This window comes from Salinimonas sediminis (assembly GCF_003429285.1).
GTDB classification, from domain to species: domain Bacteria; phylum Pseudomonadota; class Gammaproteobacteria; order Enterobacterales; family Alteromonadaceae; genus Alteromonas; species Alteromonas indica.
Genome location: NZ_CP031769.1, coordinates 4,180,657 through 4,193,606 on the forward strand (window position 1 = coordinate 4,180,657; position 12,950 = coordinate 4,193,606).

General features: G+C 49.6%; 12 protein-coding genes. 5 read left to right on the forward strand and 7 right to left on the reverse strand.

Annotation, left to right across the window (positions count from 1 at the left end; genetic code table 11):
- Nucleotides 1–22: 22 nt before the first annotated feature.
- The 3 genes from D0Y50_RS18320 to D0Y50_RS18330 form a co-directional block, all read right to left on the reverse strand.
- The gene (locus D0Y50_RS18320) at nucleotides 23–892 is read right to left on the reverse strand and encodes an alpha/beta hydrolase (protein WP_108566683.1); all 870 of its coding nucleotides are present in this window, start codon (nucleotides 890–892) and stop codon (nucleotides 23–25) included.
- 147 nt (nucleotides 893–1,039) lie between these two features.
- Nucleotides 1,040–1,636, reverse strand: coding sequence for an HAD family hydrolase (locus D0Y50_RS18325; RefSeq protein ID WP_108566682.1), 597 nt, complete (start codon nucleotides 1,634–1,636; stop codon nucleotides 1,040–1,042).
- A gap of 134 nt (nucleotides 1,637–1,770) precedes the next feature.
- Nucleotides 1,771–3,117, reverse strand: a complete 1,347-nt coding sequence (locus tag D0Y50_RS18330; protein ID WP_117318368.1) for an MFS transporter — start codon at nucleotides 3,115–3,117, stop codon at nucleotides 1,771–1,773.
- A 174-nt stretch (nucleotides 3,118–3,291) separates the two neighbouring features.
- On the opposite strand from D0Y50_RS18330, the gene uvrA reads away from it, so the two are divergent.
- The 3 genes from uvrA to D0Y50_RS18345 all read left to right on the forward strand — a co-directional run bounded on the left by uvrA (nucleotide 3,292) and on the right by D0Y50_RS18345 (nucleotide 7,318).
- Entirely contained in the window at nucleotides 3,292–6,126 is a 2,835-nt protein-coding gene (uvrA, locus tag D0Y50_RS18335; RefSeq protein WP_108566680.1) for an excinuclease ABC subunit UvrA, read from the forward strand.
- 65 nt (nucleotides 6,127–6,191) lie between these two features.
- Complete coding sequence (locus D0Y50_RS18340) at nucleotides 6,192–6,602, forward strand: acyl-CoA thioesterase (RefSeq protein ID WP_117318370.1); 411 nt, start codon at nucleotides 6,192–6,194, stop codon at nucleotides 6,600–6,602.
- A 2-nt stretch (nucleotides 6,603–6,604) separates the two neighbouring features.
- Nucleotides 6,605–7,318, forward strand: a complete 714-nt coding sequence (locus D0Y50_RS18345) for a 2OG-Fe(II) oxygenase (protein WP_108566678.1) — start codon at nucleotides 6,605–6,607, stop codon at nucleotides 7,316–7,318.
- A gap of 14 nt (nucleotides 7,319–7,332) precedes the next feature.
- On the opposite strand, the gene D0Y50_RS18350 is transcribed toward D0Y50_RS18345, so the two are convergent.
- From D0Y50_RS18350 to D0Y50_RS18365, 4 genes are all read right to left on the reverse strand, one after another.
- Nucleotides 7,333–8,169, reverse strand: a complete 837-nt coding sequence (locus D0Y50_RS18350) for a patatin-like phospholipase family protein (protein ID WP_117318372.1) — start codon at nucleotides 8,167–8,169, stop codon at nucleotides 7,333–7,335.
- A gap of 174 nt (nucleotides 8,170–8,343) precedes the next feature.
- Nucleotides 8,344–8,814, reverse strand: a complete 471-nt coding sequence (locus tag D0Y50_RS18355; RefSeq protein ID WP_117318374.1) for a DUF3299 domain-containing protein — start codon at nucleotides 8,812–8,814, stop codon at nucleotides 8,344–8,346.
- Nucleotides 8,815–8,973: 159 nt separating this feature from the next.
- Nucleotides 8,974–9,507 carry an inorganic diphosphatase gene (gene ppa / locus D0Y50_RS18360; protein ID WP_108566675.1) on the reverse strand — a complete coding sequence of 178 codons (534 nt, stop codon included), beginning with the start codon at nucleotides 9,505–9,507 and terminating at the stop codon, nucleotides 8,974–8,976.
- Between the two features lie 182 nt (nucleotides 9,508–9,689).
- A complete protein-coding gene (locus D0Y50_RS18365; RefSeq protein WP_108566838.1) occupies nucleotides 9,690–10,661 on the reverse strand; it encodes a class 1 fructose-bisphosphatase in 972 nt (323 codons plus the stop codon).
- Between the two features lie 295 nt (nucleotides 10,662–10,956).
- Between D0Y50_RS18365 and mpl the strand changes: the two genes are divergently transcribed.
- Both mpl and D0Y50_RS18375 read left to right on the forward strand, forming a co-directional pair.
- Nucleotides 10,957–12,324: a UDP-N-acetylmuramate:L-alanyl-gamma-D-glutamyl-meso-diaminopimelate ligase gene (gene mpl, locus D0Y50_RS18370; RefSeq protein WP_117318376.1), complete on the forward strand. Its 1,368-nt coding sequence runs from the start codon at nucleotides 10,957–10,959 to the stop codon at nucleotides 12,322–12,324.
- Nucleotides 12,314–12,946 carry a flavin prenyltransferase UbiX gene (locus D0Y50_RS18375; protein ID WP_108566673.1) on the forward strand — a complete coding sequence of 211 codons (633 nt, stop codon included), beginning with the start codon at nucleotides 12,314–12,316 and terminating at the stop codon, nucleotides 12,944–12,946. Before mpl ends, D0Y50_RS18375 begins: the two co-directional genes overlap by 11 nt.
- Nucleotides 12,947–12,950 lie beyond the last annotated feature (4 nt).

The following is a 12,950-nucleotide window of genomic DNA, read 5'->3' on the forward strand; positions in this document are numbered from 1 at the left end:
AGCCACTGGTGGCGGAATGTTGCTAATACCCCGGATACTGTTCAAACGAGTTGATGAAATCGCGGTAGCGGGGAATCACTTTATCATTTTCCATGTTTTCGGCATGTCGTGCGCCCGGTACAACCAGAATCTCTTTATTGAAACTGGGCGACACATCGTACAGCTCACGGCCAAAAGCCGCGGGGGTTAGTTCGTCTTCGCGCCCGGCTAAAATAAGCAGAGGGCCCTGATAGTTGCGGATATAGTCTGCGTTATCCACCATGGCCAAGTCTGCCGATACACTAAGATAGGTAAAATACCGGGTCCATTCCGGTACCATATTTTGCGCTACATCAGTAATACGATTAACGGCCCCATCTAATACCAGTCCATCCACTTCGCGCACCGTTGCGACATAGCTTGCCACAATACTGCCCATTGATAAGCCATGTACCACCGTTGGTAAGGTTGAAGGGAATACGCTTTTGCCATAATCGTATACCTGCAAAGCATCGGCTTTGATATTGGCCATGCGCATACTGCTGGTTTTCTGGCTTGCGCCCATACCTTGATAATCAACCCATAGTACATTGGCAGGAATCTTTCCGAACCGGTGCATCAGCCCCGATGATTTAGAAATGGTCATACCATTACCGCCGAAGAACACAATATTGACTACCGGCTCGGGGTACGACACAGCAATCCCTTTTAGGGCTACGCCCTGGGCATTGGTGAGCTCAACTGTAGTAATAGAGACTTCGGCTTCATCTTCGTTGACCCGCTGGTGTAGCTGTGTGGTGTCGATGGGTGTGATGGTAGTGTCTTGATGAACAAAACTAGAAGTACTTACATCAATGGCACAACCACTGATAAACAGTGCTGATAATAGCGCGCAGAATCCCCGGCGGAACATCGTTTTAACCTTGCTTGATTTTGTTATCGTAAGGCCGCGGCAAACGGGCCTGGCATAGTGCCAAAAAGCATTACACCCTACCCGTTGATGGCCAGTGCCGGGCCAGTATAGCCCACAAAATCATTGCTGCCTACGCATCTGCCCGGGTTAACCGGTTGGCAGCTGAATCTTCCCGGCGCGCACCAGAATACAGTCCATGCCTGCGCGCTGCGCAGCCTGTAAACCAATCTCGGTGTCTTCGAACACCACACACTTGTTGGCCGGAACGCCGATTTTTTCAGCTACCGTTAAAAAGGTTTCAGGGTGCGGTTTACCGTCAGTAACGTCACTGGAGGTAACCAGCGCGTCAATACGTTCAAGTAAGCCGTGCTGGCCTAACAGTTTTTCCGCCTGGCTACGATCAGCCCCGGTACCTACCCCAATTTTCATAGAGGGTCGGTAATGGTTAAACACCGCAATAGTGTCTTCAATTAGCGTGGGGCTGTGATCAAGTTCCCACCAGACATCCCGTTTATGGGCAGCCACTTCATCGGGATCATGATCCCGTTGGTGCTTGTCATTTAAAATACGTGCAGTGCCTGCGCTAGGCACACCACCAAGCTCATACATAAAGGTAAGGTCAAACGGATAGCCATAAGCTTCACAAGTTTTTTCCCAGGCCTGCATATGCGAACCCATCGAGTCTATTAATGTGCCATCCATATCAAATACAATGCCTTCATAGGCACTTAAATCTACCTTCATATTCATGTTCCTGCTGTATTACCTGATAGCCTTTTTATTGGGCTGTTTTGCGGGCAGACAAGCGGTATGTTTACCCGCGCTCACCGTTTTTTACGAATTGCAGGCCCATAGGGTGCACTTTGGGTAAGGCTGTTTCAGCTTTCAAAGGTACGTAGCGTGACCGCCGCTTCGTTATAATCGAATGCTGCGGTAACTTTCAAATACACTACCCCTTCGGTGGCCGAAATATTACTTTCTTCCACGCCATCAAGGGCGGCCAGCGCCTCTTTTAGGGCGTCTTCGCGTGGTTGATTCACTGAAGTGTACAAGGTGACCCGACGTATCCGGCTAACCTCACGCAGCCCCTGTAACACCAGCAGCCATAAAGTGGCAGCAATGGCGCCTACCAGGTATGCCGTTTCTGCACTCCAGTGATCGCTTACCAGCCCGGCCGTGGCGCCTCCCATAAACGCACCGAAAAACTGAAAACTGGCATAGATACCCATGGCCGTACCTTTGTTACCGGCTGGCGCAATACTGGATACTAACGCCGGGAAGCTTGCTTCAAGGTAATTAAAGCCAGTAAAAAACAGCACCACCGCGGCAACCACCAACCACTGATTATGGTCTGCATAGGCCAGCATGCCGAAGGCGCTAGCCATAAATACTGCTGCGGCCAACACTAAAGAGCGCGGCATCCGTCCGCGGGCCATCCCCATCATTACAATAAGCCCCAGCACTGAGGCGCCGAGCACCGGTAGATATAACTCCCAGTGGCTCTCCAGGGTCATATTAAAGTGCAGCAAGGTAACGGGTAATTGCACAAACAGCAGGGTAATCATCATGTGCAAGAACATCACACTGATATTAAGCCGCCATAACTGAGAAGAAAAAACCAGCCGCTTAAGCTGGCCGGCCTGGGGCAGAACATCCCCACTGCTAAGTTTGGCCGTAGTGGGAACCACCCATTGGATAAGCGGCATACAGCAAATAGCCAATGTGCCAGTAAGCAGGAAGATGCCACTTAGGCCCCATTGTTTTGCAATAATAGGACCCACCAATACCGCCAGGTAAAATGAAAAACCAATAGCAATACCAATAATTGCCATGACTTTAGCGCGCTGGGTTTCGCGGCTGACATCTGTGGCCAGCGCCATAATAGCCCCGGCAATGGCACCAGCCCCCTGCAAAACCCGGCCTACAATCATCATTGTCAGGCTCTCAGCCCCGGCAGCCACAAAACTGCCCAAGGCGAACATGCACAATCCGAATAAAATAACTGGTTTGCGGCCCCAGCGATCAGACAGCATGCCCATAGGAATCTGTAACGCAGCCTGCGTCAGACCATAGCCGCCAATTGCCAAGCCCACCAGTACCGAAGAATAATCAGGGTATTCCATAGCAGCGACTGCCAATACTGGCATTACCATGAAAAGGCCCATCATTCTTAGCACATAAACTAATGCCAGAGTCAGGGACGCACGTACCTCTATCGCGTTCAAAACCTTACATTTCCTCTGCGTTAATCAGGCCGCGAAGTGTAGCACAAAATCTCGTCCCGCCCATTAGTGGTTTAGTCTGACAAGGTGATCTGCCTTGTGCATGCGGCGTAACTAATGATTATTTTTCAAAGTCCAGTATGGCATACTGGATCTTTTGGCAATTGATGGATTTCAATGGATAAAATCGAAATACGTGGTGCCCGCACCCACAATCTGAAGAACGTCGATTTGACAATCCCCAGAGACAAGCTGGTGGTAATAACCGGTTTGTCCGGCTCAGGAAAATCCTCGCTGGCCTTCGACACCCTCTATGCAGAAGGCCAACGACGCTATGTTGAGTCGCTGTCGGCGTATGCGCGACAGTTTTTGTCAATGATGGAAAAACCGGATGTTGACCATATCGAGGGCTTGTCACCGGCCATTTCTATTGAACAAAAATCCACCTCACATAACCCCCGTTCCACCGTGGGTACAATTACCGAAATTTACGATTACCTGCGTTTGATGTTTGCCCGTGTCGGCACCCCGCGTTGTCCTGATCACGATGTTACGCTTGATGCGCAAACTGTGAGTCAGATGGTAGATAAAGTGTTGGCAATGCCTGAAGGCGCAAAGCTTATGTTGCTGGCTCCGGTGGTTCAGGACCGTAAAGGTGAGCACGTCAAAATGCTGCAGAATCTGGCAGCGCAAGGATACATTCGGGCGCGTATCGACGGCGAAGTGTGTGATTTGTCCGACCCACCAGAGCTGGACTTACACAAAAAGCACACTATTGAAGTGGTGGTTGACCGGTTTAAAGTCCGTGATGACTTACAGCTGCGCTTAGCGGAATCTTTTGAAACTGCCCTGGAGTTATCTGGTGGTAATGCAAAAATTGCAGATATGGACGATGCCAGTATCCCGGAAATCGTGTTTTCCGCCAATTTTGCCTGCCCCCACTGCGGCTACAGCCTTAGTGAGTTAGAGCCCCGGTTATTTTCCTTTAACAACCCGGCTGGCGCATGCCCAACTTGTGATGGCCTGGGGACCCGGCAGTTTTTTGACCCCAGCAGAATTTTGACCAATGACGAGCTAAGTCTGTCTGGCGGGGCCATTCGTGGCTGGGATAAACGCAGCTATTACTACTTTCAAATGCTTCAGGCGGTCGCCGACCACTATGAATTTGACCTGACAAAACCTTTTGGTGAGCTGGCGAAAAAGGACCAGGACATCGTTTTATACGGGTCTAAGGGCAAGTCGTTAAAGTTTAAATATATTAACGACCGCGGCGATATCATGGAGCGTAAGCATCCGTTTGAAGGAGTTATCCCTAATATGGAGCGCCGCTATCGGGAAACCGAGTCTAACGCGGTGCGGGAAGAACTGGCTAAGTACCTTAGTCAACAGCCTTGCACTACCTGCGGTGGGTCGCGGTTACGGGAAGAGGCCCGCAATGTTTTTATTCAGGAAACCAACCTGCCCAAAATAGCAGATATGTCTATCGCCGGTGCCTTTGAGTTTTTTGAGTCGTTGGACTTGGTGGGCCAAAAAGCCCAAATAGCCGAAAAAATTCTAAAAGAAATTCAGGACCGCTTGAGCTTTTTGATCAATGTGGGGCTGAATTATTTGAGTTTATCGCGCAGTGCCGACACGCTCTCGGGCGGGGAGGCGCAGCGAATTCGGCTAGCCAGCCAAATTGGCGCAGGCCTGGTGGGTGTAATGTATGTACTGGATGAGCCATCTATCGGGCTGCATCAGCGTGACAACGAACGGCTGCTGAAAACCCTCACCCGCTTACGGGATCTGGGCAATACGGTATTGGTGGTAGAACACGATGAAGATGCTATTCGCGAAGCAGACTTTGTTATCGATATCGGCCCCGGGGCCGGGGTTCATGGCGGTGAAGTTATTGCCGCAGGATCACTTGATGATATTTTAAATTGTGAAGACTCACTTACCGGCAAATATCTGTCGGGCCGTGAACGTATTGAAATTCCCGCCGAACGTACACCGACTGATAAAGATAAATGGTTGGTGCTGGAAGGGGCGACCGGAAACAATCTGCAATCAGTGTCGCTGAATATTCCGGTGGGGCTAATGACCTGCGTAACCGGCGTGTCAGGGTCGGGTAAATCTACCTTGATTAATGATACCTTTTATCGGATTGCTCAGCGCGAGCTAAATAATGCCACCGCCAATGAGCCCGCTCCCCATACTGCGATGAGTGGTCTGGAACACCTGGATAAAGTAGTCGATATTGACCAAAGCCCTATAGGCCGTACACCACGGTCTAACCCGGCCACCTATGCAGGCATTTTTACGCCCATTCGCGAGCTGTTTGCCGGTACCCAGGAAGCCCGCTCCCGCGGTTACAAGCCTGGCCGGTTTAGCTTTAATGTGAAGGGCGGGCGCTGTGAAGCCTGTCAGGGCGATGGCGTAATTAAGGTCGAGATGCACTTTTTACCTGATGTCTATGTTCCTTGCGATGTATGTAAAGGTAAACGCTACAATCGTGAAACATTAGAAATTCAGTATAAAGGCCAGAATATTAATGAAGTATTGAGCATGACTGTGGAAGAGGCGCGGGAATTCTTTGACCCGATACCGTCCATTGCCCGCAAGCTACAAACCTTAATGGATGTCGGCTTGGCCTATATTAAATTAGGCCAGTCGGCCACGACACTTTCAGGCGGTGAAGCCCAGCGGGTGAAATTGGCTAAAGAGCTGTCTAAACGGGATACCGGCCAAACCCTGTATATACTGGATGAACCGACTACCGGTTTGCACTTCCATGATATACGGCAGTTGTTGGCAGTGTTGCACCGTCTACGGGATCACGGCAATACCGTCGTCGTCATTGAACACAATCTGGATGTGGTGAAAACCGCTGACTGGGTAGTGGACCTTGGCCCTGAAGGAGGCTCAGGTGGTGGCCTTATCATCGCTGAAGGTACACCGGAAACGGTGTCAGAAACCAGCGGTTCCCACACCGGGCGCTTCTTAAAACCCCTGTTAGATCAACAGCGTTAACTTTTCCCCCTGTGCCCACCATGCTATGGTGGGCAGTACGCTACCCTATCAAAACAAGACAATTAATGAGCAACAATACTCCGTTTGAAGTTACCTTTGATGTGCGCTTTTGCGAAACTGATGCACTAGGGCATGTTGGCAACACGGTACTCGTACAATGGTTTGAAGCTGGCCGTGATCCGCTGTTTCGGTTGTTTACCCCCGACCTTGACCTAAAAAACTGGCCATTAATTCTTGCCAGCTACCACGTGGATTTTCATCAACAGCTGTTTTTTGGCCAGCCGGTCACGGTTAAGACCTATGTTAGTCGTATTGGCAACAGCTCATTTGAGGTACTTCAGGAAGCCTGGCAGAGCGAGGTTAAGTGCGCCACCGGCACCACCACCCTGGTACATTTTGATTTTGCTACCCAGCGCTCGGCCGCGATACCCGATATGGTGAAGGCAATGCTAGGCGAGCACTTAAAGGAGAGCTAACCATGTTTAGTGAGCCTACCGACTTTATCGAGGTCGTTGATGACGTTCTACCGGTGACATTGTGTAACGAAATAATTGCCCAATTTGACCGAAGCCCGAACCTATCCACTGGGCAAACCGGTGGCGGCGTTGATTTAGATAAAAAGCGCAGTGTGGATGTCTCATTTAGTGAAAGCTCGGAGTTTTCCTCGTTCTTTCAGCCTGTGATGGAAAAAACCGGACAGGCCTTATTACGCTATATTGAAAAGTATTATTTTTCGATAGTCGGCCCCATCGGGTTAACTGTGCGCCACCCACAAACCGGTGAACCCGTGAAACTAACCGGGGAAAATTTTGCCGAGATAGGCAAGCCTAACCTGCCTAATCTACTCAATTACCTGTTCCGGGTAGGTGATATTAATGCCCAGCGTTATACCGCCAATGAAGGGGGCTATCCTTATTGGCATTCAGAAGTTTTCCCGCAGTTACCCCACAATGAGGCATTGCACAGGGTGCTGTTGTTTATGTTTTATTTAAATGATGTGGAGGAAGGGGGAGAAACCGATTTTTATTATCAGAATCGGTCAATACAACCGAAAGCCGGCAGAATGGTTATTGCTCCGGCCTATTTTACCCATACCCATCGTGGCCAAATACCAATAAGCAACGATAAATATATCCTTACATCGTGGTTACTCTTCAGTCGCGCAGAACATATTTATACCGCAGCAAAATAACCTGCGGTTGTATTTCAGGCCGCTGCCAGACGGTGTTCACGTAGCATTTTAAGCGCAGCAATTTTGCCATACTTGTACCCCCGATCGAGTTTTTTACGATCCATGGTAAGACGTTTGACATTAAAACCAGCCGGTGGCGCCACAATATTAAGGGTAAGATCCGCGGGCGGATGCTTTAAAAATTCCAGCGTTTCATTATATACCTCAGCGCGGCCAAGGAGGGTGGCAAGCAACGCGGGCTGGTGGCCATACAGCTTTTCCAACAACCAGCTCGATTTAACCGTAGGTTTCGAAAAGCCCAGCGGCTGAGACAGCACCACGGTAATCTCGCGGGCGCCCATTTCATAAGCTTTGCGAACCGGGATAGAATCGCCTACCCCGCCGTCTACGTAGCGGTGCTGGCCAATTTTAGGTTGCTCGCGATAGGCTACCGGTATTGAGCAAGAGGCGACCATCAAATCATCGATATTGTCTTGGTCGGCTCTGATGTAGTCGCACTGCCCGGTATCCACATTGGTTACACCTACATACAAAGGGGTGGTAGAAGGAGCGTAGGGACGACGGCTATCAAGCTGTGCGCGGGCCTGATGCCACAACCAGTGAACATCAGTCATATGGCCGCCACGGATAAAGCGCAACGGGCTGAAGAACTCACGGCGGGTAGCGTATTCGGTTATCAGGGTACGGCTAAGGCCAGGAATGCGGGAAACAAAAGTGGACAGATTGGTCGCTCCGGCCGACACCCCAATAGCAAAATCAAATTGCTGCTCTTTCGCCAAAAACACATCCAGCACACCAGCGGCGAAGACCCCGCGCATTGCGCCCCCTTCTACAACCAGTGCCTTTTTCATAACTCTTCCTCATGCAACCCGCTCTATGTAGCATTTACACTACATGGCAAAAATGGATATGTCAGACGAGAAAAAACGATACATATAATCACTTTTTCTCGTCCTTTAGGATGAGTTATTCAAAATGCTTGCCAAAGCGGGACGACAAGGTTCGCACCCGGCTGGGATAAATGATTAAAACGGCCCTACTGATTCGCCGGTCAAGCTGTAACCTACAGAAGCAATATCGCCTTTCCAACCTGCGGTAGATAATGTTCCGGTTACCCAAATGGCATCATACAAATCATCAATCGCGATGCCTTTTTCGAACTTCACATGCACAATTTGATTAGATGATGGAGGCGGAACATGAATACAGGCGCCAAAATAAGGCACCAACAAAAACTCAGTGGTGAGTTCTGCGGTTCCTTCAAGCGGTACCACAAAGCCTGGAATTTTTACACGCTTGCCATCGTATTTTTCGACAACGGGCGCATCCGGCTGTAACTGAGTCATTGTTCCATCATGATTCACTGCTGGCGCGGCCAGTTCATTAAAACCTTCTGGCACCAAGTCTTCCCAGTATACTTCTTCTGCTTCGTTGGCGCTTACCACAAAACATACCGTGGTCAGTACCACCAGCAACAATGATTTCGCAAATGACATAATGTTCCTTAGCAAATTATTTACCCGCGTATTATTTCATGTATTAACGCTGTTGGTCATTGAATTACTCGTATTGGCTGGACCGTTGGCCTGTTATCGACCATAAAAAAAAGAGCCCGCTGGGCTCTTTTTGATGTTGCTATACCATAACCTGAATTATTAGGCTGACTGGTCGTAGCGTTTAATGCTACCTAAAATTTCTTCTTTGGCTGCCGCGGCGTCTGCCCAACCGTCAATTTTCACCCACTTGCCAGGCTCAAGGTCTTTATAGTGGCTAAAGAAATGCTCGATTTGCTGTTTAGTTAACTCAGGCACGTCGCTGATTTCTTTCACATCCCGATAAATAGTCGACAGCTTATCAATTGGTACTGCCAGTACTTTTGCATCAACACCTGACTCATCAGTCATGTTAAGTACACCTACTGGGCGGCAACGGATAACTGAACCGCTATGAATAGGGAACGGTGTCATAACCAATACGTCTACCGGGTCACCGTCTTCAGACAATGTATTGTTCACATAACCGTAGTTAACCGGATAATGCATACAGGTGGCCATGAAGCGGTCGACGAACATTGCACCGCTGTCTTTATCTACTTCGTATTTAACCGGGCTGGCATGGGCCGGGATTTCGATGATGACATTAATTTCATCAGGTACATTTTTACCTGCAGATACAGAGTTCAGACTCATGAATCGTTCCTTTGTGTTAAACCAATAATAAGTGACATTTCCTCAGGCAAACCTGCAATGCTTAGCACAGCCTTGCCTGAACAAACGGGTAAAGTATACGGTTAGCGCGGCAAAATAAAAACAAACAATGTACACCTTAAGTGTTAGCTGCCTATTTGCCGCGCAATTTTTTACGTGTAAGGTTATTGTTGGTAATAACTCATACAGGTTTCTACTTCTTCTTTGGACCCCAGCAAGACCGGTACCCGCTGGTGTATTTCATTAGGCATTACTTCCATAATGCGGCCCTGGCCGGTATTTGCCAGTCCTCCAGCCTGCTCCATCAAAAATGCCATCGGATTGGCTTCATAGAGCAACCGCAGCTTGCCCGGTTTTGATGGGTTACGCTTATCAAACGGATACATGAAAATACCCCCCCGGCATAATACCCGGTGAATATCGCCAACCATGGCTGCTACCCAGCGCATATTATAATCTTTCTTGCGCGGTCCTTCCTGGCCCGCCAGCAAGTCGTCAATATAGGCCTTAACCGGGGCCTCCCAATGGCGCTGGTTAGATGCGTTAATGGCAAATTCGCTGGTTTGTTCCGGCACCTGAATATTCGGGTGAGTAAGGAGAAAGCCGCCGTGGGTTTTATCCAGGGTATAAATATGTGTCCCGCGACCGGTCGTCATCGCCAGCATAGTAGAGGGCCCATACAGTACGTAACCCGCAGCAACCATCTGCGTGCCGGGCTGCAGGAAAGCCGAAGGATCGTCGGCGTCCATCCATTGCGGCGCGTGGGTAATCGAGAAAATAGTGCCGATCAGGCTGTTGATCTCAGTGTTTGAAGAGCCATCCAGAGGATCAAAGCTCACCAAATAATTACCTTCGGGGTTACACGGTACCACTGTGTCTTCTTCTTCAGACGATATCGCTTTCACATAGCCTGAATCACGTAGGGTATCTTTAAGAATCTGGTTTGATATAACGTCCAGTTTCTTTTGAGTTTCACCCTGTACGTTTTCACTTAGGGTCGAGCCCAACACGCCCGCTAAGGCTCCTTGACTCACCCGAAAGGAAATTTCCTTACAGCCTGCTAATAATGTTCTGATAAGCAGAATGAGTTCGAGTGGCGCACCATCGTGCTGAAGTTGAGAATTTAAACGTTTCATGCGTGCGATTGCCTTGTTTTTGTAGGGTTTTAAAACATCGTTTTTACACAATAACCTGGTGTATAACCATCGGTTACCGGACGCCAGATTAACGATTTTGTTGCCTGCGGGGCGCATTACCCAAAGACACTGCAAAAACTGGCCCAGACTGCGGCACTGACCTTGCAGGCTATCGTTTCTTTTTTAACCGGCGTTTAAGATTGTACCTTTGAACGCGACTCAGGGGAAATGAGATATTCGCTCCTTTTGTTGCTTCTGGTAGAGTAGCCAACCTTAATAGCAAGGCTGAGTGTTTATGCACGTACATATTCTGGGCATTTGCGGCAGTTTTATGGGAGGAATTGCCGCCATCGCCAAAACCCTGGGCCATACGGTCACCGGGTCCGATAACAATGTTTATCCTCCTATGAGTACCCAGCTTGAGGCTTTGGGCATCAGCTTAACCCAAGGCTATGATCCCGCCCAGTTCGAGCCGGCCCCGGATATGGTGATTATTGGCAATGCCCTATCGCGGGGTAATCCAGCGGTGGAATACGTTTTAAACCGCAACCTGCCTTATACCAGTGGTCCTCAATGGTTATTGGAAAACCTGCTCAATGAACGCTGGGTAATTGGGGTGTCCGGCACTCACGGTAAAACAACTACCAGCAGTATGGTTGCCTGGATTTTAGAATACGCCGGCCTCAAACCGGGTTTTTTAATTGGGGGGGTACCGGAAAACTTCGGCATTTCAGCCCGTACCGGCGAAAGTCCGTTTTTTGTTATCGAAGCCGATGAATATGACAGCGCCTTTTTCGATAAACGTTCCAAATTTGTTCACTATCGGCCGAAAACACTGGTTATCAATAACATGGAATTTGACCATGCCGATATTTTTGCTGACCTGGCCGCTATTCAAACCCAGTTTCATCATTTGGTGCGCATGGTGCCCCAAAATGGCCTTATCTTATCCCCGGCCGCGGTACCGGCTATCCGCGAAACGCTGAACAAAGGATGCTGGAGCGAGCAGCAGCTGCTGGGTAAAGACTGGCAGGCCCAGCTGCTGAATGCTGATGGCAGTGCCTTTACCGTCTCTCATCAGGGACGTGAAGTGGGTACGGTGCGCTGGTCTTTGCTAGGCCAACACAATGTCGACAATGCGCTAATGGCTGTGGCCGCCGCCCATCACGCTGGGGTGCAAATTACCGACGCTCTGGCGGCGCTGGCTCATTTCGAGAACGTGAAGCGGCGCATGGAATGCAAAGGTACCGTGAACGGCGTAACGGTGTACGATGATTTTGCCCATCATCCAACGGCGATTGCGACTACCTTGGATGGTTTGCGCAAAAAAGTAGGTAACCACCGTATTATTGCGATTTTGGAACCCCGTTCAAATACCATGAAAATGGGTATTCATAAGACCACCCTGGCGGCCTCCTGGCAGTTGGCCGATAGCGTGTTATTATTTGAACCGGCTGGTATGGACTGGTCATTAGCTGACGCCGCCCAGCATAGTCAAACGCCAGCCGCCTGTTATGCCAGTGTGCAGGATATTGTTAATACGGTAACTGCAAATGCCCAACCAGGTGACCATATACTGGTAATGAGTAACGGCGGGTTTGAAGGTATTCATCAGCGCTTGTTAACTGCCCTGGCTGAACACGGAGAACACCATGACGGATAAACGTATTACGCTGGCAATAACCGGCGCCTCCGGGGCGCCCTATGCATTACGCCTGCTGGAAATGTTGGTGGCAGCGGAATATCAGGTGTATGTTCTGATATCTTCGGCGGCCAAAGTGGTATTTACCGCCGAAGAGGATATGAAAATTCCCGCTCGGCCTGATGCTGCGGCTGCATTTTTTACCCAACATTTTAACGCCCGTGAAGGACAAATCACCGTATGCGGTAAGGAAGAGTGGTTTTCGCCGGTAGCCTCGGGCTCGGCGGCGCCTAAACAAATGGTAGTATGCCCTTGCTCTACCGGTACCTTATCCGCCATTGCCTGTGGCGCCAGCGATAATCTGATTGAACGGGCCGCCGATGTGGTTATGAAAGAACGCGGGCAACTGATATTGGTGCCTCGGGAAATGCCCCTTTCCAGCCTTCATCTTGAAAATATGCTCAGGTTGTCACAAATGGGTGTCACTATAATGCCTGCTGCGCCCGGGTTTTATCATCAACCCAAAACCATTGCCGACTTGGTGGATTTTGTGGTGGCGCGGATCCTTGACCATCTTGGTCTTGACCAACAACTGATGGCCCGCTGGGGTTATCAGGCACATTCAATACAATCAAAGGAATAATGCA

Excerpts from the sequence above, each read along its gene's own strand:
- D0Y50_RS18355 (WP_117318374.1), bottom strand. The coding sequence starts at position 8,814 with ATGTCATTTGCGAAATCATTGTTGCTGGTGGTACTGACCACGGTATGT.
- D0Y50_RS18320 (WP_108566683.1), bottom strand. The coding sequence starts at position 892 with ATGTTCCGCCGGGGATTCTGCGCGCTATTATCAGCACTGTTTATCAGT.
- ppa (WP_108566675.1), bottom strand. The coding sequence starts at position 9,507 with ATGAGTCTGAACTCTGTATCTGCAGGTAAAAATGTACCTGATGAAATT.
- uvrA (WP_108566680.1), top strand. The coding sequence starts at position 3,292 with ATGGATAAAATCGAAATACGTGGTGCCCGCACCCACAATCTGAAGAAC.
- D0Y50_RS18345 (WP_108566678.1), top strand. The coding sequence starts at position 6,605 with ATGTTTAGTGAGCCTACCGACTTTATCGAGGTCGTTGATGACGTTCTA.
- D0Y50_RS18325 (WP_108566682.1), bottom strand. The coding sequence starts at position 1,636 with ATGAAGGTAGATTTAAGTGCCTATGAAGGCATTGTATTTGATATGGAT.
- D0Y50_RS18350 (WP_117318372.1), bottom strand. The coding sequence starts at position 8,169 with ATGAAAAAGGCACTGGTTGTAGAAGGGGGCGCAATGCGCGGGGTCTTC.
- D0Y50_RS18365 (WP_108566838.1), bottom strand. The coding sequence starts at position 10,661 with ATGAAACGTTTAAATTCTCAACTTCAGCACGATGGTGCGCCACTCGAA.
- mpl (WP_117318376.1), top strand. The coding sequence starts at position 10,957 with ATGCACGTACATATTCTGGGCATTTGCGGCAGTTTTATGGGAGGAATT.
- D0Y50_RS18375 (WP_108566673.1), top strand. The coding sequence starts at position 12,314 with ATGACGGATAAACGTATTACGCTGGCAATAACCGGCGCCTCCGGGGCG.
- D0Y50_RS18340 (WP_117318370.1), top strand. The coding sequence starts at position 6,192 with ATGAGCAACAATACTCCGTTTGAAGTTACCTTTGATGTGCGCTTTTGC.